The organism is Azohydromonas caseinilytica (genome assembly GCF_012927045.1).
GTDB lineage: Bacteria > Pseudomonadota > Gammaproteobacteria > Burkholderiales > Burkholderiaceae_C > Azohydromonas > Azohydromonas caseinilytica.
Genome location: NZ_JABBFW010000002.1, coordinates 38322 through 62148, shown reverse-complemented (window position 1 = coordinate 62148; position 23827 = coordinate 38322). Strand labels below are relative to the sequence as shown.

At 70.3% G+C, this 23827-nt stretch carries 22 protein-coding genes; 9 read left to right on the top strand and 13 right to left on the bottom strand.

The window, feature by feature from the left end; genetic code table 11:
- Nucleotides 1-232: 232 nt before the first annotated feature.
- The 5 genes from HHL10_RS03395 to HHL10_RS03375 are packed head-to-tail and all read right to left on the bottom strand — an operon-like array spanning nt 233 to nt 4300.
- A complete protein-coding gene (locus HHL10_RS03395) occupies nt 233-442 on the bottom strand; it encodes a hypothetical protein (protein WP_169158948.1) in 210 nt (69 codons plus the stop codon).
- A 13-nt stretch (nt 443-455) separates the two neighbouring features.
- A complete protein-coding gene (locus tag HHL10_RS03390; protein WP_235971061.1) occupies nt 456-1673 on the bottom strand; it encodes an aminotransferase class I/II-fold pyridoxal phosphate-dependent enzyme in 1218 nt (405 codons plus the stop codon).
- A 35-nt stretch (nt 1674-1708) separates the two neighbouring features.
- A complete protein-coding gene (locus HHL10_RS03385) occupies nt 1709-2962 on the bottom strand; it encodes an MFS transporter (protein WP_169158947.1) in 1254 nt (417 codons plus the stop codon).
- Nucleotides 2963-2973: 11 nt separating this feature from the next.
- A complete protein-coding gene (locus tag HHL10_RS03380; protein WP_169158946.1) occupies nt 2974-3711 on the bottom strand; it encodes an iron-containing redox enzyme family protein in 738 nt (245 codons plus the stop codon).
- Nucleotides 3712-3748: 37 nt separating this feature from the next.
- Nucleotides 3749-4300, bottom strand: a complete 552-nt coding sequence (locus tag HHL10_RS03375) for a GNAT family N-acetyltransferase (RefSeq protein ID WP_169158945.1) — start codon at nt 4298-4300, stop codon at nt 3749-3751.
- Between the two features lie 225 nt (nt 4301-4525).
- On the opposite strand from HHL10_RS03375, the gene HHL10_RS03370 reads away from it, so the two are divergent.
- From HHL10_RS03370 to HHL10_RS03360, 3 genes are all read left to right on the top strand, one after another.
- Nucleotides 4526-5500: a GlxA family transcriptional regulator gene (locus HHL10_RS03370; RefSeq protein WP_169158944.1), complete on the top strand. Its 975-nt coding sequence runs from the start codon at nt 4526-4528 to the stop codon at nt 5498-5500.
- Nucleotides 5501-5574: 74 nt separating this feature from the next.
- A complete protein-coding gene (locus HHL10_RS03365) occupies nt 5575-6921 on the top strand; it encodes a M20 metallopeptidase family protein (protein WP_169158943.1) in 1347 nt (448 codons plus the stop codon).
- Nucleotides 6922-7176: 255 nt separating this feature from the next.
- Nucleotides 7177-7632: a PilZ domain-containing protein gene (locus HHL10_RS03360; protein WP_169158942.1), complete on the top strand. Its 456-nt coding sequence runs from the start codon at nt 7177-7179 to the stop codon at nt 7630-7632.
- A 12-nt stretch (nt 7633-7644) separates the two neighbouring features.
- On the opposite strand, the gene HHL10_RS03355 is transcribed toward HHL10_RS03360, so the two are convergent.
- From HHL10_RS03355 to apbC, 5 genes are all read right to left on the bottom strand, one after another.
- Nucleotides 7645-8277 carry a TorD/DmsD family molecular chaperone gene (locus tag HHL10_RS03355; protein WP_169158941.1) on the bottom strand — a complete coding sequence of 211 codons (633 nt, stop codon included), beginning with the start codon at nt 8275-8277 and terminating at the stop codon, nt 7645-7647.
- A 156-nt stretch (nt 8278-8433) separates the two neighbouring features.
- Nucleotides 8434-10539 carry a 4Fe-4S binding protein gene (locus HHL10_RS03350; RefSeq protein ID WP_169159299.1) on the bottom strand — a complete coding sequence of 702 codons (2106 nt, stop codon included), beginning with the start codon at nt 10537-10539 and terminating at the stop codon, nt 8434-8436.
- The gene (locus HHL10_RS03345) at nt 10493-11191 is read right to left on the bottom strand and encodes a DUF3306 domain-containing protein (protein ID WP_169158940.1); all 699 of its coding nucleotides are present in this window, start codon (nt 11189-11191) and stop codon (nt 10493-10495) included. The genes HHL10_RS03350 and HHL10_RS03345 overlap by 47 nt, the downstream gene beginning before the upstream one ends.
- Before the next feature lie 51 nt (nt 11192-11242).
- Nucleotides 11243-11734, bottom strand: a complete 492-nt coding sequence (locus HHL10_RS03340) for a DUF3305 domain-containing protein (RefSeq protein WP_169158939.1) — start codon at nt 11732-11734, stop codon at nt 11243-11245.
- A 1-nt stretch (nt 11735) separates the two neighbouring features.
- Complete coding sequence (apbC, locus tag HHL10_RS03335) at nt 11736-12827, bottom strand: iron-sulfur cluster carrier protein ApbC (protein ID WP_169158938.1); 1092 nt, start codon at nt 12825-12827, stop codon at nt 11736-11738.
- 112 nt (nt 12828-12939) lie between these two features.
- Between apbC and metG the strand changes: the two genes are divergently transcribed.
- Both metG and HHL10_RS03325 read left to right on the top strand, forming a co-directional pair.
- Nucleotides 12940-15039, top strand: coding sequence for a methionine--tRNA ligase (metG, locus tag HHL10_RS03330; protein WP_169158937.1), 2100 nt, complete (start codon nt 12940-12942; stop codon nt 15037-15039).
- A gap of 136 nt (nt 15040-15175) precedes the next feature.
- Nucleotides 15176-16852 (top strand): SulP family inorganic anion transporter, encoded by a 1677-nt coding sequence (locus tag HHL10_RS03325; RefSeq protein ID WP_169158936.1) that lies wholly within the window; start codon nt 15176-15178, stop codon nt 16850-16852.
- A gap of 120 nt (nt 16853-16972) precedes the next feature.
- Here HHL10_RS03325 and HHL10_RS03320 read toward each other — a convergent pair whose 3' ends face one another.
- Both HHL10_RS03320 and bamE read right to left on the bottom strand, forming a co-directional pair.
- Nucleotides 16973-17881 (bottom strand): CYTH domain-containing protein, encoded by a 909-nt coding sequence (locus HHL10_RS03320; protein WP_169158935.1) that lies wholly within the window; start codon nt 17879-17881, stop codon nt 16973-16975.
- A gap of 70 nt (nt 17882-17951) precedes the next feature.
- On the bottom strand, nt 17952-18425 hold the full coding sequence (bamE, locus tag HHL10_RS03315) for an outer membrane protein assembly factor BamE domain-containing protein (protein ID WP_169158934.1): 474 nt from the start codon (nt 18423-18425) through the stop codon (nt 17952-17954).
- Nucleotides 18426-18493: 68 nt separating this feature from the next.
- On the opposite strand from bamE, the gene HHL10_RS03310 reads away from it, so the two are divergent.
- The 4 genes from HHL10_RS03310 to HHL10_RS03295 all read left to right on the top strand — a co-directional run bounded on the left by HHL10_RS03310 (nt 18494) and on the right by HHL10_RS03295 (nt 21913).
- On the top strand, nt 18494-18697 hold the full coding sequence (locus HHL10_RS03310) for a DUF3460 family protein (protein WP_169158933.1): 204 nt from the start codon (nt 18494-18496) through the stop codon (nt 18695-18697).
- Nucleotides 18698-18745: 48 nt separating this feature from the next.
- The gene (locus HHL10_RS03305) at nt 18746-19693 is read left to right on the top strand and encodes a segregation and condensation protein A (protein ID WP_169158932.1); all 948 of its coding nucleotides are present in this window, start codon (nt 18746-18748) and stop codon (nt 19691-19693) included.
- 268 nt (nt 19694-19961) lie between these two features.
- Entirely contained in the window at nt 19962-20825 is an 864-nt protein-coding gene (locus HHL10_RS03300; RefSeq protein ID WP_169158931.1) for a hypothetical protein, read from the top strand.
- A 23-nt stretch (nt 20826-20848) separates the two neighbouring features.
- The gene (locus HHL10_RS03295; protein WP_169158930.1) at nt 20849-21913 is read left to right on the top strand and encodes a TAXI family TRAP transporter solute-binding subunit; all 1065 of its coding nucleotides are present in this window, start codon (nt 20849-20851) and stop codon (nt 21911-21913) included.
- A gap of 67 nt (nt 21914-21980) precedes the next feature.
- Here the strand turns inward: HHL10_RS03295 and HHL10_RS03290 are convergent, their stop codons facing one another.
- The gene (locus tag HHL10_RS03290) at nt 21981-23825 is read right to left on the bottom strand and encodes an ATP-binding response regulator (RefSeq protein ID WP_169158929.1); all 1845 of its coding nucleotides are present in this window, start codon (nt 23823-23825) and stop codon (nt 21981-21983) included.
- Nucleotides 23826-23827: the final 2 nt, after the last annotated feature.

The window sequence follows — 23827 nt, the reverse complement described above, 5'->3', positions numbered from 1 at the left end:
CGGAAGTCAGAGCGCCAGTGCGAATGCAGGCGCACACCACTTGCTGAGCTTTTGTCGGCCTAGCAACCAGCTCACGCGCAGCTTGGGGACCGCCTGGGTTCCCGCCTTCGCGGGAGTGACGAAGTGGAGTACGGAGCGCGTCAGCTTTCGGCCAACGTCCAGCGACTCTTCCCCACCGCACTGCGCTTGGACGATGCCCAACCCAGCTCGTTCGGTATCAGCCGCCCCACCCTCAAAAGCGGCAGCTCGCCCCCAGCACCGCCTGGTCCACCAGCCGGTTGCCGTACTGCAGCGGGTCGGCCAGCAGTCCGGCCCACAGGGCGCCGAGCATGAGCAGCAGCCAGCGCCGGGCCTGGCGCCGGGAGCGGCTGCGCAGCGCCGTCAGCAGGAACGGCAGCGCCAGCGCGGCGGCCAGCAGCAGCTTGAGCAGCGTCAGCGCCATGGCGTCCTGCGCCTCAGGAGGCGGTGGCCAGGCTTTCCTGGAGCTCGCGCGGGACGATGTCGGCCCGCGCCAGGGCGGCGTCGAGGTCGTCCACCAGGTCGGTGAGGTCTTCCAGGCCCACCGACAGTCGCACCAGGTTGTCGCCGATGCCGGCCTGGCGCCGCTCCTCGGCCGTGAGCCGGCAGTGGGTGGTGGAGGCCGGGTGCGTGACCATGGAACGCGTGTCGCCGATGTTGGTGGCGATGGCCACGAGCTGAAGCGCGTCCATGAAGCGCCAGGCCTCCTCGCGCGTGTCGCCCACCTCGAAGCTGAACACGGCGCCGTGCCCGCGCTGCTGCTGGCCGATGAGGGTGTGCTGCGGATGCTCGGCCAGCCCGGTGTAGTGCACCCCGCGCACGCTGCCATGCTGCTGCAGCCAGCGCGCCACGGCGCCGGCGGAGGCGCTCATGGCGCGCACGCGCATCTGCAGCGTCTCCAGGCTCTTGAGCAGCATCCAGGCGTTCATGGCGCTGAGGCTGCTGCCCAGCGTGCGCATGACGCCGCGCAGGTCGGACACCAGGCGCTCGCTGCCCAGCACGGCGCCGGCCACGCAGCGGCCCTGGCCGTCGATGTACTTGCCGGCCGAGTGCAGCACCAGGTCCGCGCCCAGTTCCAGCGGGTTCTGGAACACCGGCGTGAGCATGGTGTTGTCCACCACCAGCAGCGCTCCCATGGCGTGCGACAGCGCCGCAATCGAGCGGATGTGGGCCACCTGCTGCACGGGGTTGGAAGGCGACTCCAGGAACACCAGCCGGGTGTTGCTGTCGATGGCGCGGCGCCAGGCGTCGAGCCGGGTCAGCTCCACGGTGCGCACCTGCACGCCGAGGCGGCCGAAGTAGTGGCGGAAGGCCGTGAGCGTGGTGCCGAACACGTCCTTGGACACCACCACGTTCTTGCCCGCCTCCAGCCAGGCATGCGCCACCCCGGCGATGGCGGCCATGCCCGAGGAGAAGGCGATGCCGTCCTGCGCGCCCTCCATGGAGGCCAGGCGCTGCTCGAAGGCGCGCACCGTGGGATTGGTGAAGCGCGAGTAGACGTTGCCCTTGCTCGCGCCGGAGAAGCGCGCGGCGGCCTCGGCGGCCGACTTGAAGACATAGGCCGAGGTCATGGCGATGGGCTCGCAGTGCGAGTCCGACAGGTCTTGGTGATGCCCTTCGTGGAGGGCCCGGGTCGCCATGTGATGCGCAGTCATTTCTTCCCCCTGCCGATGTGCGTGGATGGATGGGCCTACTTCGCGCCGACCCGGGAGCGGGACGCGGCGATGACCGTGGGCGCGACCGGCGTGCGCTCGCGCAGGCCCAGGAACCCGGCCAGCCCGCCCAGCGCCGTCAGCAGCACCAGGGCCGCGATGACGTTGCGGTAGTGGCCGCTGGCGTCGAAGCTCCAGGCGCCGAGCTGTACCGAGGCGAAGGCGCCGAGCTGGTGCACCAGGAACAGCAGGCCGAACACCTGCCCCTTGATGGCCGCGCCGTAGCGCTCGAAGCAGTACATGGACGTGATCACCACGGTGCCCAGGTAGCTGGCGCCGAACACCACCGCGAAGCCCAGTGTCTGCACCTCGGGGTTGCCGCCGGCCAGCAGCAGCAGCATCGCCACCGAGCGCAGCAGGTAGAAGCCCGCCAGCAGCGCGTGCTTCTTCCAGTGCATGGCCAGCCAGCCGGTGAACAGGCCGCTGGCCAGCTCCAGCACGCCCAGCAGGCTCAGGCTCAGCCCCATGCGCGCGCGCGAGGCCTGCACGCCTTCCCAGAAGGGAATCAGGTGCACGTCGATGAAGGCCATGGTCGCGCCGCAGCCCAGGAAGCCCAGCGCCAGCACGTAGAAGCCCGGGTCGGCGCGCACCTGGCGCCACACCGCCACCCGGGGGCCGGCCTCGGCGGGCGCCTGCGACAGGCCGGCCTGGTCCATGGCGCGGGCGCCGAGCCAGGCCAGCACCGCCACCGGCCCGGCCAGCAGCAGCGCCACGCCGCCGAAGGCCTCGGCCCAGCCCAGGTGCGGCCTGAGCGCCATCCACAGCGGCGACAGCACGATGAAGCCGATGGAGGTTCCGTTGGTGACCAGCGCGAAGGCGAAGCCCTTCTTGCGGTGCTCGAACAGCCGGTCCACCAGCACGCCCATGGGCACGTAGGTCATGGCCGCCAGCGCGAAGGCCCCGCCCAGGCCGTAGGCCGCGATGAACAGCGCCAGCGACCCGGGGAACAGCGTCGGCAGCGCCAGCGCGGCGCCCCCCACCAGCGCGCCCGCCACCACCGTGCGCAGCGGGCCGGCGCGGTCGCTGAGCGCGCCCACCACGGGCGACATCAGCCCGGACACCAGCATGAACAGCGACATGGACCAGGCCAGGTCCGCGCGCCCGCGGCCGAAATGCTCGGCCAGCGGCACGAAGAACATCTGGTACACGCCCTTGACGGTGGTGGACAGGAACATCACCACGAAGCCCAGGGCCACCAGGCGGTGGATCAGATAGCGGTCCGTGTGGGCCATGACCGCTCCCGTCAGGCCGCCGCCAGGGTGGTCCGGACCGCGACCGGAGCGCGGCAGTACTCGCGGTACATGTTTTCGTACATCGCGTAGAACAGCCCGCAGGTGTGGTCCACCGCCTGCAGCGCCTCCTGCTGCATCCGCGCCGTGCCGCACAGCTCCGACACCAGGCTCAGGCCCTGCTCCACATGGCCCACGTCCTCCTTCTGGTGCACCGAGAAGAACAGCAGGTCCTCGGGCTTGAGGCCGTAGGCGCGCGCCAGCAGCTCATGCCGGGGCTCGCCGTCGCTGGTTTCCAGGTTCTGGCCCTCGCTGGCGATGAGTACCGCCGCGGCGCCGATGTGGTAGAGGGCCGGGTCGCGCACCGCCGCCGCCCGGTACTCGATCAGCTCGCGGGTGGCCGGCAGCGGCCGCACCGCGTCGCGCTGCTCATCGCTGATGTCCAGGGCACGCAGGAAGCGCTGTATCAGCACCACGTGGTTGTCGGTCCGGGACAGCCGGCCCGTCTCCTCCTCGTAGACGTTGCACAGCAGGGCCCTCTTGAAATGGGGCAGCGGGCAATAGAAGAACAGGTGCTCGACATAGCCCAGGAAATGCTTGGTGAGCTGATAGCCCTGGAGCGCGACCTGGCGCAGGAGCTCGATATCGGGTTGCCCGGGGTCGAACAGTTTTCCGAATATCGGATGCGACAAGGTCAAATGACGCTGCAATTCCTGCCGCAGTGCCTCCTTGAAAACTCGCTTGTCCTGCATGGACCTGCTCCCTCTGGTGAATTGGGTCAATCCGCCGTCAATCCGGTCCGAACATGTGGGCCCGCAGCGAAGCCGTGGTCTGCACCATGAAATGCCCCCGGTGGCTCACGCCACCGATGCGGGCATAATCTTCCAGCACGCCGTAGGTCCTGAATCCGAAACGCTGCCACAGCATATGGGCGCGGCTGCCCTCGCGCACGTCGAGCACCAGTTGCTCCACCTGCAGCGCCTCGGCGCGCCGGACGATTTCCCGGAAAGCGGCCTTGACCACCTGCCCATTTCGGAATTGCGGCGCCACCACGCCCTTGCCGATTTCGGCGCGATGCCGACAATTGTGCATGCCGTTGAGCGTCAAAATCGCCATGACTGCCGGCTCCCCGCCCACGCGGCCCAGCAGCACATGGGATTCACCCGAGGCCATGCGGCGGTTCAGGTTGAAAAGAAAATACTTGGCTTCGGTTTCCGACATCGGCGCCGCATAGCCCAGCGTGCCGCCGTCGTTCACCGTCGTATTGATCAAGCCAATGATGGCCTGGCCCTCATGGGGGTCGAGACTGGAAATCCAGCCACAATTCAGGTCTGCAACCATGAGCGGCCCTGTAAATCGGTCGGGTTACCGATACTAACTACCGTCCCCAGGGGCTGACAGCAAACTTCAGGCTACAAATAGCAAAAAAACGGACATGAGTTGCCGCAGGGCACTCACCGATGACTTCCCTATATGTAAAAATGGGTTACCCCAACCGACAAGCAATAAAAATGACATCCACCACATCAAAGTCAGCCGCCGTTGCAGCGACGCAAGGGAGCCACGATGAATAAGGCCTACTTCCTGGTGCTCCCGCATGTGCACATGCTGGACCTGGCCGGCCCGCTGCAAATCATGGGCACGCTGGGCGAATTAGGCATATCCGGCGTCAATATCCAGTGCATCGGTCCGCAACAGGATGTTCTCACCTTCCAGAACGTGGCACTGCGGCATATTTCACCGCTGCCCGACAGGCTGGACCCGGACAACGTGATTTTCGTCATCGGCAGCAAGCTGGACGAGAAACTGATGGGCTCGCCGGCCTGGTTCCAGGCCGCCGACTGGCTGCGCAAGCAAATATCCACCAGGAATCCGCCCCAGGTGGCAGGCATATGCACCGGGACTTTCCTGCTGGGCGAGGCCGGCCTGCTCGACGGCCGCCTGTGCACCACCCATCACCAGTTCGTCCAGCAATTGCGGCGGCTGCATCCGGCGGCCCAGGTGGTGGACAACCGCATCTGCGTCCAGGACGGGAAACTCTGGACCTCGGCCGGCGTGGCCTCGGGCATCGACCTGGCCCTGCAATTGATTGCCCAGAGTTTCGGCGACCATGTGGCCATTCAGGTCGCGCGCGAGAACGTGGTGCATTTCCGCCGCTTCGGCAACGACCCGGAGCTGGGCGTGAGATTCCGCTACCGCGCCCATGGCAACCAGCTGGTGCACAGCATGCAGGACGAGATTTCCAACAATTTGTCCAAGGCCTGGACCTGCGAGGCGCTGGCGCGAAAATCGGGTTTCAGCAGCCGGCACTTGGCGCGCATATTCAAGGCCGAAACCGGCATCACCATGAAGCGCTACCAGATGGAGCTGCGCATGGACCTGGCGCGCCGCCTCATCACCGGCTCCACGCTGACGCTGGAGCGCATCGCCGAGCGCTGCGGCTTCAGCAGCATGCAGGCCTTCCGCTCCAACTGGAACAAGTGCGAGGAGATCCCGCCCTCGCAGCTGCGCCAGCAGAACCGGAACGCGGAAGTGGAATAAAGGCACACTCGCGCGCCTGGCTTGCACGGGCCCAGGCGCCCTCCTCTCCCCTGGCTCAGATGGACGCTTCTCCCATGCCGCGAACCCCTTGGACACCCCGGATCACGGCCGCGCTGGCGCTGGCGGCGCTGTGCGGCGGCGCGCAGGCGCAGCAAGCCCAGCAGGCGCCGGACCCCGAAGCCGCCGCGCTGGCCGCGCGCATCGCCGCCGTGCAGCCCCGGCTCGTGGCCTGGCGGCGCGACATCCACGCCCACCCCGAGCTCTCGGGCCAGGAGGTGCGCACCGCCCAGCTGGTGGCCGAGCACCTGCGCGCGCTGGGGCTGGAAGTGAAGACCGGCGTGGGCGGGCATGGCGTGGTCGGTGTCCTCAGGGGCGCGCTGCCGGGCAAGGTGGTGGCGCTGCGCGCCGACATGGACGCGCTGCCCATCGCCGAGAACACCGGCCTGCCCTTCGCCTCGCGCGAGAAGGGCCGCCACGGCGGCGAGATGGTCCCGGTGGCGCATGCCTGCGGCCACGACGGCCACACCGCCATCCTGATGGGCGTGGCCGAGGTGCTGGCCGGCATGCGGGCGCAGCTGCCCGGCACCGTGAAGTTCATCTTCCAGCCGGCCGAGGAAGGCATCCCGGACCCCGGCGGCCACGCCGCGCCGGCGAGCTGGGGCGCGCGGGCCATGGTCGAGCAGGGCGTGCTGGACGGCCCGAAGGTGGACGCGATCTTCGGCCTGCACATCGCCCCCAACCTGCCCGTGGGCGCGGTGGGCTGGCGCAGCGGCCCGCTGATGGCCAGCGCCGACTCGGTGCGCATCACCGTCAAGGGCGCGCAGGCGCATGGGGCCATGCCCTGGACGGGCGTGGACCCGATCCCCGTGTCGGCCCAGATCGTCACGGCGCTGCAGACCATCGTCAGCCGCCAGCTCGACATCACCCGCGAGCCCGCCGTGCTCACCATCGGCTCAATCCACGGCGGCAACCGCGAGAACGTGATTCCCGAGTCGGTGGAGATGCAGGGCTCGCTGCGTGCCTTCGACGAGGAGATGCGCGCCGACGCCAAGCGCCGCATCACGCGCACCGTGGAGTCGGTGGCCGCGGCCGGCGGCGCGCAGGCCAGCGTGAGCTTCGGCCCCACCAACTACGCCGTGACGGCCAATCCCGCGCCGCTCAGCGAGAGCGCGGCGCAGTCGCTGCGCCGGGCCACCGGCGGCAAGGTGGTGACGCTGCCCAAGATCAGCGCCTCGGAGGACTTCTCCGAGTTCCAGCGCGTGGTGCCGGGCTTCTTCTTCATCCTGGGCGCGCTGCCCGAGGGCAAGACGCCGGCGACCGTGTCGCCCAACCACGCGCCGGGCTTCGACTTCAACGAGCAGGCCCTGCCCGTGGGCGTGCGCACGCTGGTGACGCTGGCACTGGACCACCTCGCCCGCTGAGGCAGCACCTCCTGCCAGCGCCCCGGCACACGATAGAAACCCGTTGTTACCAAGTCGTCGCCATGATCCCGCCCGGATCGTGATTTCTACGGATGGCGCCGGTGCAACTGAATGTATAAAGCGCGGCACGCTCAACCGATGACGAAGCTCCCGCGCACACTCCACCCGGCCCATGGCCGCCCTGGTCGCGGCTTCGCCGCTGCCACGCCCCGTTGCAGCCAGCGCCTTCAGCAGTCCACCAACCAGCCGTACCGCATGTCCGCAGGAAGCACACAGGCCCAGAAGCTGGGCACGGGCGCCGAATTCCGCCGACATCAACGCGAGCGCTTCGTCAGCACCGTGCACCTGCTGCTGCCCGGCCGGCGCATCGTCGAGGCGCGCACGCTGGACATCAGCGTCGGCGGCCTGCTGGTGGTGTCGCCGCTGAGCGTGCCGGACCACGCGGTGTGCGGCGTGCGGCTGCTGGTCCCAGCCATCCCCGAGGGGACGTTCCAGGTACTGGCTCGCGCGCAGGTGGTCAGCAACCGCTTCAGCGGCAAGGAAAACGGCTTCCTGATGGGGCTGCGCTTCACCGCCCTGCCCCGGGCCTCGCTGGCGGCGATCCGCGAGTACCTGGCAGACAAGACCACCAACGCGGCCCGGCCGAACCGGCTGCGCGGCTACTCGCCGGGCGCGGACGAGAGCGAGGACGCCCCGCCGCCATTGTCCTGAGGCCGGGCGGCCTCACTCGATCAAGTCAAAACCCTGGGTCTCGACCTGCATGAAGGCCGCGGTGAAGCCGGCCAGCGCCGCGTAGAGCCGCGCCCGCGGCTGGGCCTGCACCGCCTCGCACAGCCGCTCGACCCACGGCTGCACATGGGCGCGGAAAAAGCGGCGCTGCTGCTCCAGGTTGCACACCGCCACGTCGTCGCCGGCGATGAGGAAGCGCATGACCTCGAACACGCAGGCGACGTGGTCCTCGGTCTCGCCGCGCGACGGGTCGCGCTCCAGTCCCAGGCGCGCCAGGTCGTCGCGCAGCGCCACCAGCGGGCGCTCGTTGAGGAAGCCCGCCAGGTAGTAGGAGCCGTACAGGAACACCTCGGGCTTGCCCACACCCTCGAACAGCGCCACGTACTCCTGGCGCGCCGCGTCCTCCGTGGTGGCGCGCATGGCCGCCACCAGCGCCTGCCACGGCGCTTCCAGGAAGGCGCCGGGCTGCGGCGCCTCGGTCACCGCCACCGCGAACTGCTGGAGCAGCGCCGCGTCCGGCGGCGCCCACCACAGCCGCGCCAGCAGCCCGTAGGCCTCGGCGCGGGCCAGTTCCTCGGCGTCGTCCATGGTGGCCAGGCTCAGGGCCTGGAGGTCGTTGTTGCTCATACGGACTTCATGAAGTCTTTGGACTCTGATTTCCGTTCGTCCTGAGGTATCGAAGGATGAACGGCCTCGGCTGCGCGGCAGGCCGCAGCGCCCGCTCGTGCTTCGATACCTCAGCACGAACGGGCTTTTGGCGTTCGACAGGGTTTGATTTGCAGATCACAAATCCGTGATCCGCACTTCGCTGGGGTTGGAATAGATGTCGATGACGCGGCAGTCGCCGCACATCTTCAGCCGCTGCAGCGCCTCGCCCTGGAACATCGGGTGACCCGCCAGGCGGCCCAGCATGGCCTCCACCGCCTGCAGCGTGCCGAAGGGTTTGCCGCAGCGGATGCAGGCGAAGGGCTGCGCCTCGTTGAGCACGCGGGCCTGCTTGCGCGCCTTGCCCGCGTCGGCCAGCCACAACCGCGGCTGCAGCGTGATGGCGTCCTCCGGGCAGGTGCCGGCGCACAAACCGCACTGCACGCAGTTCTTCTCGATGAAGCGCAGCTGCGGCTTGTCGGGGTTGTCGGCCAGCGCCGCCGAGGGGCAGGCGCCCACGCAGCTCAGGCACAGCGTGCAGCGGCCGGTATCGACGTTGATGCTGCCCAGCGGGCTGGCCGCGGCCAGCGCGATGGCCTCCGGCAGCGCCTGCGGTGCCTGGGCCACCAGGTGCTCCAGCGCCAGCTCCAGCGTGGCGCGCTTTTCACTTTGCGCGGCGAAGGCGGCGGCCAGCCGCACCACGGAAGCCGGCAGCGCCGAGCGCAGCGTGGCGTCCAGCGCCGCGAGGTCGCGCGCGTCGCGGGCTTCCAGGAGCTGCACGTGCACGCCCGCATAGCCCAGCCCCGCCAGCAGCGTGTTGGCCACCTCGGCCTGCTCGGCCAGCGCGGCGCGGTACTCGGGCGCCTCCTCGTCGGTGAGCAGGATGAACACCTGTGACGCCCCCTGCGCCTTGGCCGTGAGCCACAGCTCCAGGCCGACGCTGGCCGTGTGCCACAGCTCCACCGGCAGCACGCGCGCGGGCAGGCCGTGGGTATCGGCATCGGTGCGCGCGGCGCGCCCCAGCTCGCCCAGCAGCCGCGAACCCGCGCCTTGGCTATGCAGCAGCAGCGCCGCGTCGCGCCCGCCGGCGCGGGCGTAGGTGGTGAGCAGCGTGCGCAGCCGCTTGGCGGTGGTGGGCGCGTCCGGATAGGCGTAGCTCAGCGCACCGGTCGGGCACACCGTGGTGCAGGCACCGCAGCCCACGCACAGGTGCGGCTCGACGCGGATGCCGCCCGTGGTGGCGAGCTCGCTGGTGATGGCGCGCGCCGAGCAGATCTGCACGCAGGCGTCACAGCCCACGCGCTCGTTGCGGCTGTGGGCGCAGATCTTTTGCTTGTACTGGAAGAACTTCGGCTTTTCGAACTCGCCGGTGAGCTCGCGCAGCTTCAGCACGGCGTCGAACAGCTTCCCGGCGTCGGCGCCGACGTGGAAGTAGCCCTGCGGCAGCGCGTGCTGGCTGAAGGCCGGCGCGGGGCGCAGGTCCAGGATCAAGTCAAAAGTCTCGGACTGGCTTTCAGTCGCGCGGTTGAAGTCGATGGCGCCGGCCACGGCACAGGCCTTCACGCAGGCGCGGTGCCCGGTGCAGCGGCCCAGGTCGATCTGGTAGTCGAAGCCGATGGCCCCTTCCGGGCAGACGTCCACGCAGGCGTTGCAGCGCGTGCACAGGTCCAGGTCGATGGGGTTGGCGCTGTCCCAGCGCACCTGGAACGCGCCCAGCCAGCCGCTCAGGCCCGTGAGGCGCCCGGCATGCACCGCGCGCTCGCGCACCTGCGGCAGCGCGCTGCCCACGTCGCTGAGCAGCAGGCTCACGTCCAGCTTGTCCGCCAGCATCGCGGCGGCGCGCTCGGCGGCTTCCGCCGCGCCGATGACCAGCAGCCGTCCGGCGCTGCGGTAGCTCACGGTGGGCACCGGGTCGGGGTCGGGCAGCTGCGCCGCGGCGATGAGCGCGGCGAGCTTCGGCATGGCCTGGCGCGCGTCCTTGGACCAGCCGCCGCTCTCGCGCAGGTTGACGAAGCGGATCGGCTGCTCCTCGGCCGGCAGCGCGCCCTCGGTCTGGGCGTTGAGCTCCAGGAACAGGCGCTTCTCCTGCGTGCAGCCCACCAGCAGCTGCTCGCCGGCCACGGCGGCGGCCTTGGCCGCGCGCTGGAAGTGGACCGCCTCGTGGCGGCACAGCAGGTTGTGGACGGTCTGCAGCCCTTCAGCCTGCGGCAGGGCCTTGGCCAGGGCCGGGCCGTCCAGCGGCATCGTCCGGTTGCAGTTGCAGATCAGCGTTTTCATGAACTTCGGGTTCCGTCAGGAGCGGCCGTGACGCCACGGCCGCGGTATCGGGCGGCAGCGCGGGCTCGGCCGCGGGCGGCGCCTCTTCAGGCGCGGCAGCCGCCGCGGCGGGCGCGCCGGCCCCGTCCTCGGGCTTGTTCTTCTCTTCGTCCTCGTCGTCGAAGAGGCCCAGCAGCTTGGACTGCGCCAGCTGGCGCAGCATGCCGGGGGGCAGCGGATCGGGCTTGCCGTAGTCGTCGATGTAGATGTCGAGCCCGTCCATCACGTTGAAGTGCGGATCGGCAAACAGCTTGCGCAGCGCGGCGTTCTTCACGTCCGGCGCCACGTCCGGCGCGACGAAGCGGGAATAGTCCGAATCGCGGCCGAGCTTGGCCACGTCTTCCAGCGTGGGCGGCGGCTCGGCAGGCGCGGCGGGTACGTTGTCCGTTCGCCCTGGGCTTGTCGAAAGGCCTGCAGCCTGATCAGGCAGCGGGGCCTCGACAGAGCCTGTCCTGAGCTTGTCGAAGGGCTCAGCCCGAACGGAACTCTTTACTTCCGGCGGCGGCTCGGGCGGCTGCTCGCCGCGCGCCACCTGCGCCTTGCGCCGCGACCAGCGCGAGAAGAAGCCGTCTTCGGCCATCGGGGACTCCTGCTGCGGGACGGATGAGGCGGGGTCGGACGCGCCGGCGCCTCAATCCTCGCGCCCGCGCTCCTCCGGGCGCTGGAACGACACCGGGCGCTGGCGCTTCTTGGGCTCGGGGCGGTAGTGGGCGTCGACGTAGGCCTGCAGCCAGTCGCGCACCTCGGGATGCAGCGGCACGTTGTCCACGCGCTCCTGGGCGTCGAGCCAGCGGCCGGCCTCGTTGTAGGAGAGGCTGACGATCTCGGGCCAGGCACGCGAGGGGTCCTCGTCATGCACGCGCCACATCACGAACCACACCGGCGAGCCGGAGCTGAGGTTGAGGTAGTAGCCCTCGGCCTCGTCCCTGAACAGCTCCAGCGTGAAGCCGGGGAAGAGGAAGCTGGCGGTCTTGCCGTCGTCGCGCAGCAGCCGCGGCTCGGTGCCGAAGGCGCCCTCGTCGGGCACCACCTCGGCGATGCGGTGGCGCCAGTCCTCCCAGCGATTGGGCTGCTGCTCGCGCTCCATCAGGACCGCGACCCGGACCGACGGCCGCTCCGACATCTCAGGTGTTCTTGGAGATGGTGATGGTGGGGAACTTGCTGCTGAAGTCCTTGGCCTTGGCGGCGATCTTGACCGCCACCTGGCGCGCCACGGCCTTGTAGATGCCGGCGATCTCGCCCTCGGGGTCGCTCACCACGGTGGGGCGGCCACTGTCGGCCTGCTCGCGGATGCCCAGGTTCAGCGGCAGCGCGCCCAGGTAGTCCACGCCGTACTCGGCCGCCATCTTCTTGCCGCCCTCGGCGCCGAAGATGTGCTCGACATGGCCGCAGTTGGAGCACACGTGCACGGCCATGTTCTCCACCACGCCCAGGATGGGCACGCCCACCTTCTCGAACATCTTCAGGCCCTTGCGCGCGTCCAGCAGCGCGATGTCCTGCGGCGTGGTCACGATCACGGCGCCGGTGAGCGGCACCTTCTGCGAGAGCGTGAGCTGGATGTCGCCGGTGCCCGGGGGCATGTCCACGATCAGGTAGTCCAGGTCGCCCCAGTTGGTCTGGCGCAGCAGCTGCTCCAGCGCCTGCGTGGCCATGGGGCCGCGCCAGATCATGGGGTTGTCGGCGTCGATGAGGAAGCCGATGGACATGACCTGCACGCCGTAGTTCTCCAGCGGCTCCATGGTCTGGCCGTCGGCGCTCTCGGGGCGGCCCTCGATGCCCATCATCATCGGCTGGCTGGGGCCGTAGATGTCGGCGTCGAGGATGCCCACGCGCGCGCCCTCGGCGGCCAGCGCCAGCGCCAGGTTCACGGCTGTGGTGCTCTTGCCCACGCCGCCCTTGCCGGAGGCGACGGCGACGATGTTCTTGATCTTGGGCAGCAGCTGCACGCCGCGCTGCACCGCGTGCGCCACGACGTGGACGCTGAGGTTGGCGCTGACGTTGTCCACGCCGCTCACGCTGCGCGCGGCGGCGATGAGCGCGCGGCGCAGCGGGGCGATCTGGCTCTTGGCCGGGTAGCCCAGCTCGACGTCGAAGCTGACGTCGCCGCCGTCGAGCCGCAGGTTCTTGAGCTGGCGGGTGGAGACGAAATCACGCCCCGTGTTGGGATCGATGACGGTCTTGAGCGCGTCCAGCAGCGCGGCTTCGGTGGCGGCCATAGGGGTGTGGTGAAAGGGTGTTTCCAGAAACGGCGCGCAGTCTAGCCCAGGGGAACTGACCTTGACCGCAAGCCTAGAATCGAGGATTGCACTGCGCGCGAACACACCCTCGATGACCAGCCTCAAGCCCCGTCAGCTCTTCGTCACCACCGCGCTGCCTTATGCCAACGGCGCCTTCCACATCGGCCACATCATGGAGTACATCCAGGCCGACATTTGGGTGCGCTTCCAGCGCATGCGCGGCCACCAGGTGCACTTCGTGGGCGCCGATGACGCCCATGGCGCGCCGATCATGATCGCCGCCGAGAAGGTCAACAAGACGCCCCAGCAGTTCGTGGCCGAGATCGCCGCGGGCCGCAAGCAGTACCTCGACGGCTTCCACATCGCCTTCGACCACTGGCACTCCACCGACGCCCCGGAAAACCATGAGCTGGCGCAGGACATCTACCGCGCCCTGCGCCGCGAGGGCCTGATCGCCATCCGCAACATCGAGCAGTTCTTCGACCCCGTGAAGTCGATGTTCCTGCCCGACCGCTACATCAAGGGCGAGTGCCCGCGCTGCGCGGCCAAGGACCAGTACGGCGACTCCTGCGAGGTCTGCGGCGCGGTCTACGCCCCCACCGAGCTCAAGAACCCCTACTCCACGCTCACCGGCGCCACGCCGGTGATGAAGAGCTCCGAGCACCACTTCTTCCAGCTGTCCTCGCCGCGCTGCCTGGAGTTCCTGCAGCAGTGGACGCAGGCCAGCGGCCGGCTGCAGCCCGAGGTGCTCAACAAGATCAAGGAGTGGTTCGCCGCCGACGAGGAAGGCCACGTGGGCCTGTCCGACTGGGACATCAGCCGCGACGCGCCCTACTTCGGCATCGAGATCCCCGACGCCCCGGGCAAGTACTTCTACGTCTGGCTGGACGCGCCGGTGGGCTACCTGGCCTCGCTCAAGGCCTGGTTCGACCAGGGCGGCCCCAAGGCGCGCTACGGCGAGACACGCAGCTTCGAGCAGTTCATGGCCGACCCGGCGGTGGAGCAGTACCACTTCATCGGCAAGGACATCACGTACTTCCACACCCTGTTCTGGCCGGCGATGCTGCACTTCAGCGGCCGCAAGGTGCCCGACAACATCTTCGTGCACGGCTTCATCACCGTGAGCGGCGAGAAGATGAGCAAGTCGCGCGGCACCGGCATCAGCCCGCTGAAGTACCTGGACATCGGCATGAACGCCGAGTGGCTGCGCTACTACATCGCCGCCAAGCTCAACGCCAAGGTCGAGGACGTGGACTTCAACCCCGAGGACTTCGTCGCGCGGGTGAACTCCGACCTGGTGGGCAAGTACGTCAACATCGCCAGCCGCGCCGCCGGCTTCATCGCCAAGCGCTTCGACGGCCACCTCTCCGCCGACCTGGGCGTGGAAGGCCGCGCCCTGCTCGACGGCCTGCGCGCCGCACGCGAGGACATCGAGCGCCTGTACGAGGAGCGCGAGTTCGGCAAGGCGGTGCGCGAGGTGATGGCGCTGGCCGACCGCGTCAACGCCTACGTGGACCAGCACAAGCCCTGGGAGCTGGCCAAGAACCCTGAGCTGGCCGCGGCGCTGCACGACGTGTGCAGCACCTGCATCGAAGCCTTCCGCCTGCTCACCATCTACCTGAAGCCCGTGCTGCCGGCCGTGGCGGCGCAGGTGGAGAAGTTCCTGCAGGTGGAACCGCTGACCTTCGCCGACGCCGCCCGGGCCCTGGGCGCGCACCGCATCGGCGCCTACCAGCACCTGATGCAGCGCGTCGATCCCAAGCTGCTGGACGCGCTGTTCGAGCCGCCGGCAGCCGCCCCGGCGCCGGCCGAGGAAGCGCCGGAGCTGCCCGGCGGCGAGGAGATCGCGCCGACCATCGGCATCGACGACTTCGCCAAGATCGACCTGCGCATCGCCCGCATCGTCGAGGCGCGCAAGGTGGAAGGCAGCAACAAGCTGCTGCAGCTCACGCTGGATGTGGGCGAAGGCCGCACCCGCAACGTCTTCAGCGGCATCCAGTCGGCCTACACGCCCGAGCAGCTGGTGGGCAAGCTCACCGTCATGGTCGCGAACCTGGCGCCGCGCAAGATGAAGTTTGGCCTCAGCGAAGGCATGGTGCTGGCGGCCAGCCACGCCGACGAGAAGGCACAGCCCGGCATCCACATCCTGGAACCCTGGCCGGGGGCGCAGCCCGGCATGCGGGTGCGCTGATGGCGCGGCGCCCGGCCCCGAGGCATAGCCTGGTGGCCGGGCTGTCGCGCCGCCGCCGCTTCATCGCGCGGCTGCACCACTGCGGACCTCCGGCGGCGCCCCCGTGCGCCCGCCGTCCACCACTTCCGGAGGTCCCATGCTCGCCCTGCACCGTTTCCATCCGCGCTCGCTCCAGGCGTTGCGCGGCTACACCCGACAGCAGCTCATTGCTGACCTGGGCGCCGGCCTGACGGTCGGCATCGTTGCCCTGCCGCTGGCCATGGCCTTCGCCATCGCCAGCGGCCTCAAGCCCGAACAAGGCATCTTCACCGCCGTCATCGCCGGCTTCCTCATTGCCGCGCTGGGCGGCTCCAGCGTCCAGATCGGCGGGCCGGCCGGGGCGTTCATCGTCATCGTCTACGGCATCCAGGCCCAGTACGGGCTGGCCAATCTGCTCATCGCCACCATGCTCGCCGGCGTGCTGCTGTTCGCCATGGGGCTGCTGCGGCTGGGCGCGCTGGTGCGCTACATCCCGGTGGGCGTGGTCATCGGCTTCACCAACGGCATCGCGGTGCTCATCGGACTGTCCCAATTGAAGGACCTGCTGGGCCTGCGCATCGACAAGATGCCGGCGGACTTCTTCGCCCAGATCGCCGCGCTGTGGGCGCACCTGCACACCTTCAACGCCTCCGCGCTGGCGCTGGGCCTGGGCAGCCTGGCGCTGGTGGTGCTGTGGCCCAAGTCCTACGCCATGCCCACCGCGCCGCTGGGCCTGCTGCAGAAGCTGCGCCGCCATGCGGCGCAGGTGCCGGGCACCGTGATCGCGCTGGCGCTGGCCACCGTGGCGGCGCGGGGGCTGGGGCTGGAGGTGGAAACCATCGGCTCGCGCTTCGGCGGCATCCCGCAGTCGCTGCCCGCCTTCGCGCTGCCGGCCTTCGACTGGGCCACCGCCAAGCAGCTGCTGATGCCCACGCTGACCATCGCGCTGCTGGGCGCCATCGAGTCGCTGCTGTGCGCGCGCGTGGCCGACAACATGAGCGACCTGCCGCGCCACGACCCCAACCAGGAGCTGATGGCGCAGGGCGTGGCGAACTTCGTGACGCCCTTCTTCGGCGGCATGCCGGCCACGGGCACCATCGCCCGCACCTCCACCAACGTGCGCGCCGGCGCGCGCAGCCCGGTGGCGGGGATGGTGCACGCGCTCACGCTGCTGGCCATCGTGCTGGTGGCGGCGCCGCTGGCCGAGCATGTGCCGCTGGCGGCGCTGGCCGGCATCCTGCTGTTCGTGGCCTGGAACATGGGCGAGTGGCACGAGTTCGCGCGGCTGCGCCAGTTCAAGCTGAGCTACCGCCTGGTGCTGTTGGGCAGCTTCGTGCTCACCGTGGTGTTCGACCTGACGGTGGCGGTGGAAGCCGGGCTGGTCATGGCCTGCGTGTTCTTCATCTGGCGCATGAGCGAGCTGTTCCGCATCGAGCCGCTGCCGGTGGCGGAGCTGTCGCCGGGCGTGCAGGTGCGGCAGGTCTACGGCGCCCTGTTCTTCGGCGCGGTGGGCAAGCTGGAGCCGCTGGCCGAGCAGCTGCCGCCGGGCACGCGCGTGCTGGTGCTGGAGATGCACCGCCTGGTGGCGCTGGACAGCACCGGCGTGGACACGCTGGCGCAATTGGCGCGCACGCTGCGCCGGCGTGGCATCGAACTGATGCTGGCCGAGGTCAATGAGCAGCCGCTGTCGCTGCTGCAGCGCACCGAGTTCGAGGAGGTCATCGGCCGCGGCCACATCGTGGCCACGCTGGAGCAGGCGCTGGCGCTCTACGCGGCGGCGCCAAAGGCAGCCTGAGCGGCGGGAGATTGTCCACTCGGAGAGGACGCCTGACTCACTGAGCGCCAATGAGTGAGGCGATTGTCATGCCAGTGTAGACAGTCTCCCCAGTCCGCCCAGCGGCGGGGCCGCGCTGGATCAGCCCTGCGCCGCGCCCAGCAGCTCCAGCGCCAGCCGGTTGAAGCCGGGTGCGCGCAGCAGCTCGCCGGCGGCGGGCAGGCGCTCGGCCTCGGGGTGGGCGGCGACGGCATCGAGCTGCTCGCGCAGCGCCTGCAGTGCGGTGGCCACGGGCAGCAGCGCCTCGGCGCGCAGGGCGGCGTCCACCGCCTCGCGCAGGGCCTCCAGGTGCTCATCGCCACCCAGGCCGTCGGCCAGCTCGCAGGCGTTGGCCAGCAGCTGGCGCAGCGCCGTGTCCAGCGATTCGGGCTCCAGGCGCAGCGGCGGCACCACGGCGATGCCGCGCGCCAGGCGCTCGCCGCGCTCGGCCTTGCTGCGCACGTCCAGCCACAGGCCGTGGCGCAGCACACCCTCGCCGGCCAGCGCCAGCAGCGCCTGCACCGGGCCTTGCAGCAGCTCGTACTCCAGCTCGCACAGCTCGGCCGCCGCGGCACCCGCGCGCAGCACGCCCTCGTCCAGCGCCAGCTCGATGAGCGCATCGGCCTGCTGCAGGCGCAGCACGGTGCGGTGCACGTCGGTCTCGAAGGTGGGCTGCGGCTGTGCATCGCCCAGCGCGCGGCGCAGCGCCGCGCCGGCGGGCGTGCCGTCGTGGCGCGACAGGTCGAGCGCGGGCTCGGCCTCGTCCAGCGCCACCTCGTGCTCCAGGCGCTTCATGACGCCGTCGCCGCGGCCCTTGAGCGTCTGCACCCAGCGCTCGCCCTCGCGGCGCAGGCGCAGCGCCATGCCGGCCGCGGCCAGCGCGCGCTCGGCCGTGTCGAAGTAGCGCGCCTGCAGCCGCAGCGGCTGCCCGCCGGCGGCGTTCACTTCGGCACGCAGCGCCTCGCGGGCGGCGGCGGGGATCTGGAATTTCAGCTCGGTTTCGGTGCTCATGGCGATGGGGGAAGGCGCCGCGCGGCGACGGCTCGGGCAAGGGTGGATGGGAAACGGCCGGCGGGGCCGGTCAGCGGTCGTTGATGTGCTCGTCCATGCTGCCGGTCTTCTGGACCAGGCCCTGGGCATCGAAGGTGACGCTGAAGATCTTCTCCTGCTGGCCGTCGAGGTAGCGCCAGTCCCAGACCTCGGTCTGGCTGAGCCGGTAGGGCGTGCGCTTGGCCGGACGGCCCAGCAGGTCGCGCACCTGCTCGCGCGTCATGCCGGGCTGCACCTGGGCGAAGTAGCGCGGGGCAAGCACCTGGCGCAGCGCGCTCATGCGCCCGTCAGGGCCGATGGTGATGAGGTAGTTCTGGCGGCCGGCGGGCTGGCGCGTGTACTCCAGCGTGCGCGAGCCGTCGCTCTCCTCGCGCACGCGCTCGGGCTCGCCGAATTCGCGGCGCACGTCAGCCTCGGTGGACAGGCCCTCTTCGAGCTTGGCGATGTGCCGCTCGTCACAGCCGGCCAGCAAAACACCCAGCGCCGCCAGCGCGGCCAGCTTCATCCAGACCAATCGCCACCCCCCGCAAAGTTAAAATGCCGGATTCCCCCAACATTGTCCCGCCGCCCGCCATGCCGCTCTTCTGGAAGCCCTACAAGTCCGAGTTCACCCAGTTCATGGACGAGCTCAAGGCCAAGAACCCGCAGATCGAGGCGCAGCAACGCGCCGGCCGCGCCCTGCTGTGGGACCGCCCGCAGGACCGCCAGGCGACGTCCGAGTGGCGCACCGCTCGCGTGCCGCAGCAACCGTACGTCTACCAGACCAAGGCCCAGTAAGTTCGCGGCACGCGGGCGCCGCCCGCGACGGCCGCCTCAGCAGCTTCGATGGCCGTATCCGCCACCCTGACGCCCGCCGCCCCCACGGCGCCCGGGCCCGACACCGCCACGACACACCCTGCTGCGCAGGGGGCAGCGGCGCCGCACCCCGGCGCCGCGGACGCCGCGCACACCGCCGGCGTGCCGCTGCCGCAGTCCGCCCCGGACGCGGGCGACACCGCCGTGGCGCGGCTCTACGGCGAGCCGCTGTTCAAGCTGCCGCAGGACCTCTACATCCCGCCCGATGCGCTGGAGGTCATCCTCGAAGCCTTCGCGGGGCCGCTGGACCTGCTGCTCTACCTGATCCGGCGCCAGAACTTCAACATCCTCGACATCCCGCTGGCCGAGGTCACGCGCCAGTACCTGGGCTACGTCGAGGAGATCCGCAAGCGCAACCTGGAGCTGGCCAGCGAGTACCTGCTCATGGCGGCCATGCTCATCGAGATCAAGAGCCGGCTGCTGCTGCCGCCGCCCAAGAACGAGGACGGCGCCGAGCCCGAGGACCCGCGCGCCGAGCTGGTGCGCCGGCTGCTGGAGTACGAGCAGATGAAGTCGGCCGCCGCCAAGATCGACGCGCTGCCCACGCTCGGCCGCGACTTCATGGCGGCGCAGGTGGCCATCGAGCAGGCGCTGGAGCGGCCGCTGCCGCAGGTTGCGCCCGAGGAGCTGCGCGAGGCCTGGCTGGCCATCGTGCGCCGCGCCAAGCTCAACCAGCACCACACCATCACGCGCGAGCAGCTCTCGGTGCGCGAGCACATGAGCATCGTGCTGCGCCGGCTCAAGGAGCGGCGCTATCTCGAATTCGAGGCGCTGTTCGACGTCAAGCGCGGCCTGCCGGTGCTGGTGGTGACCTTCGTCGCCATGCTGGAGCTCGCGCGCGAGCGGCTGCTGGAGATCACGCAGGCCGAGGCCTTCGCGCCCATCTACGTGCGGCTGGCCGCGCCGCAGACCGAATGAGGCGGGGCCCGGGACGATCCCGGGCACCCCCGCCACAAGCCCGTGCACCACGCGGCTGCCGCAGAGCGCGCTAAGCGGCAAGCCGGATGTTTGTCCTCCCCCTGATGGGCGAAATCGACACCCCTGCAAGCGGGGGGATGCTGCGCTGCGGCATGGGTGCGGACGCATACCCTTCCCGAGCCATGTGTCAGCGACATGGCGAGGGACGCCGACCGGCGGCGTAGCGGAGCCCGGGCCGCGGGACACCCGGCCGGGCGGGATTGAAGCCATGCCCACAGCACCATCCGCATCCTGGGTGGCCGAATGCGCCGCCTGCCATCACAGCAATCCGGCGCGCGCCCATTTCTGCAGCGTCTGCGGCGCGCCGTTGCATTCACCCGCCGCGGCGGCCGCCGCAGCGACAGCGGCCGCCAAGGCCTCGTCGGCAGCGCCGTCCGCGGAAGCCGCACCGGGCGAGCAGCCCGAGCCCAAGGGCTTCATGCTGCATTTCAACGACGACAACACCCTGGCCATCGCGCCGCGCTACACCTCCCCGGACCCCGGCGATGCCGAATCGGCACCCGCGGCGGCCTCGATGGAGCACCCCGCCGCCGCTGCCGTGCCCGCCTCGGGCCATGCCGATTTCCATTTCAGCCTGCCCGGACCGCAGCACCGGCAAGAGCCCCCCGCGGCCCTGCCCCTGGCCGGGCGCGCCGGCCGGCCCTCTACCACCGTGGTCGGCGCCATGCTGGCGCTGACGGCCCTGGTGGCCACGGGCAGCTACCTGCTGGGGCGCAGCACCGCCCCCGTGGCCCAGGCCACCGCCCCGATGACCGTGCAGCCCACGGCCGCGACCGCCGCGGCGCTGAACACCGCACCGGCACCGGTGACGCAGCAGCTGGCCACCGCACCGGCCGCGCCCGCGCTGCCCGCCACGGCAACGCTGCCACCCACGGCCACCGGTCAGGGCCAGGTGCAACAGGCGGTGGCGCCCATGGCGCCGGCCCTGCCCTCCCGGCAGGTGGCCGAGGCATCCGTCACCCGGGCTGCGCCGGCCACGCCGGCCGCCCCGGTCGCCCTGCCGGCGGCACGCGCGCCGGCCGCCACGCCCTGCAATGCCACGGTGGCGGCGCTGGGGCTGTGCGAACCCTAAGACCACCATTGGGAGGAACTGTCATGCGCATCGTCCGCACCGGGCTCGCCCTGGCCTGTGCCCTGGCCACCCTGGCCGCACAGGCGGCATCTGCCGATTACAAGATCGTCACCGCCTCCGAGCGCGGCACCTACATCCAGATCGGCCGCGACCTGGCGCGCTTCGTGGCGCCGGACGCCGACATCACGCTGGAGGCCCTGCCCTCCGCCGGCTCCGCGGAAAACGTGCAGCGCCTGCGCAACGAGCCCGGCGTGAAGCTGGCGCTGGTGCAGTCCGACGTGTACCAGGCCTTCCTCGACCGGGCCTCGGCCGGCAACCCGCAGGCGGCCGAGACCATCAAGCCGCTGCGCGTGGTCATGCCGCTCTACAACGAGGAGATCTACTTCATCACCCGGGCCGACTCGCCGCTGCAGAGCGTGCACGAGATCCGGGACGCCAAGATCAACGTCGGCCCGCTGCTCAGCGGCACGGCGCTGTCGGCCACCACGCTGTACAAGCAGATGTTCGGCAAGCCGCTGCCCGAAGGGCAGGCCAGTTACCTCAGCAACGAGGAGGCGCTGGTCAAGCTCACCGTGGACAAGAGCATCGATGTGGTGGTGGCCGTGGCCGGGCAGCCGGCCAAGCTGCTGGTGGACATGAAGCCCGAGGCGCGCCAGCTCATCCGGCTGCTCAAGTTCGATGCCTCCAACCCGGCCAGCAAGGCGGCGCTGCAGACCTACTTCCCCTCGGTGATCAAGGCCAGCAACTACCCCAACCTGCTGCCCGAGGACGTGCCGGGCGTGGCCGTGAAGGCCTTCCTGGTGACCTTCAACTACGGCCGCGCCGACACCACCACCCACCTCACCCGCTTCGCCCGCTCGCTGTGCCAGAACTTCCCCACGCTGCAGGCCGAGGGACACCCGAAGTGGAAGGAAGTCAGCCTGTCGCTGCCGCCGCTGGGCAAGGGCTGGAGCTACTACGCGCCGATGGTGCGCGAGATGAACACCTGCGCGAACGCACAGACGCAGGCCCGCGCCAACCGTCCGGTCCAGCCGGTGAGCACGCAGTGCGGGCAGCAGGAGCGCATCCTGGGCCTGTGCCGGCCCTGAGCGCTTGACGCCCGCGCCGCCGCCCGACGGCGGCGCTCCCGAACAGGCCGCCCCCGGGCGGCCTGCGTCATTTGGGGGGCATGCTCAGCTTGAAGCCGATCATGGCGCGCAGCTTGTTGGGCAGCACGGGCTTGATCAGCAGGTGGAAATCGTGCTCCTCGGCCTCGTTCTCGTGCCCGCTGAGGCTGCTGCCCGTGATGACGATGGCCGGCAGCCGCGCCTCGGGCCAGCGGCGGCGGATGATGTCCAGCGCATCCAGCCCGGTGCGCCCCTCGGGCAGCCGGTAGTCCACGATCAGCAGGTCCGGGCGCTCCGGCGCAGGGCTTTCGGTCCAGGCCTGCGCGGCGCCAACGGCGTCGAAGTCCACCACGCGCGCGCCCCAGGCCTTGAGCAGCACGGTCAGGCCCTCGCGCACGGCCGGCTCGTCCTCCACCACCACGATCAGCCGCTCCTGCAGGCTCAGCCCCAGCGGCATCTTGGGGGAGGCGTCCACCAGCCCGGCCGGCGGCGCCTCCACCACGCCCGGCGGCACCTCCAGGCTGAACACCGTGCCGTGGCCCACCCGCGAGCGCACGTTCAGCGGCACATCCATCAGGTCGGCCAGCCGCTTGACGATGGCCAGCCCCAGCCCCAGGCCCTTGCGCTGGTGCGGCTCCAGCGGGCGGTGGCTGTTGACCTGGTAGAACTCGTCGAAGATGCGCGGCAGGCTCTGCTCGGCGATGCCGATGCCGCTGTCCCACACCTGCAGCAGCAGCCGCTCGCCGCGGCGGCGGCAGCTCACCAGCACGCCGCCGTCCTCGGTGTAGCGGATGGCGTTGCTCACCAGGTTGCGCAGGATGCGCTCCAGCACCACCGGGTCGGCGTGCACCACATGCGCGTCGCCGCGGAAGCTCAGCGCCAGCCCCTTCTCGAAGGCGATGGGCTCGAAGTGCAGCCGCAGCCGCGCGAACACGTCACGCAGCCGCACCGCCTCGGGCTTGAGCTCCACGCCGCCGGTGTCGATGCGGGTGATGTCCAGCAGCTCGCCGAACAGGCCCTCCAGCGCGTCCACGCTCTCGTTGATGCTGTTGACCAGCGCAGCCACGCCCGGGTCGCTGCAGCGCTGGCGCAGCGTCTCGGCGAACAGCCCCATGGCGTGCAGCGGCTGGCGCAGGTCATGGCTGGCGGCGGCGAAGAACTGCGTCTTGGCGCGGCTGGCGGCCTCGGCGGCGCGGCGCGCCTCCTCGGCCGCGGCCATCTCCACGCGCAGCTGCGCGGCGAGCTGGTCGGTGTGCAGCTTGAGGTCGATGGCCTGCGCCAGCGCGCTGCGGTAGGTGCGGCCCATGAGCCACACGGCGCCGAAGAGCACGCAGATGATCAGCGCCAGCTGCAGGTGGAAGGGGTGGCCGGTGTCGCTGGCCACGCGGGCCACGGTGGGCAGCAGCACCAGGCACAGGAACGTCATGAAGACCTTGGGCTGTCCGGCCAGCATCTGCACCGAGCCGACGCAGTAGCTGTAGATGATCAGCAGCAGCGCCACCTGGTGCGAGGGCGTGCCCAGGTCCCAGAACAGCCACGCCGCCGCGCCCCAGCAGCTGCCCAGCAGCAGCGCCAGCGCACGCCAGCTGCTGCGCCAGTCCAGCAGCGTGGCATCGTCGGCATCGCGATGGCGCCTGAAGCGCAGGTAATGCGCCAGCCGCAGGCACCACAGCACCGCCATGACGCCGACCCAGCCGAACAGCCGCCACCGGTCGGCCACGCCGCTGTAGAAGGCCAGGACCAGCAGCACGCCCACCAGGTTGCCCGCCAGCGTGGCGGGCGTCTGCACGTACAGCGCGCGCGCATGCTCCAGCCGTTGCGCCTCGGACGACGGTGCGGCCACGGCGGGCGCGGTCGGTGCCGCCGCGGTGGTCGTCGGCAGCACGGTGCTCATGG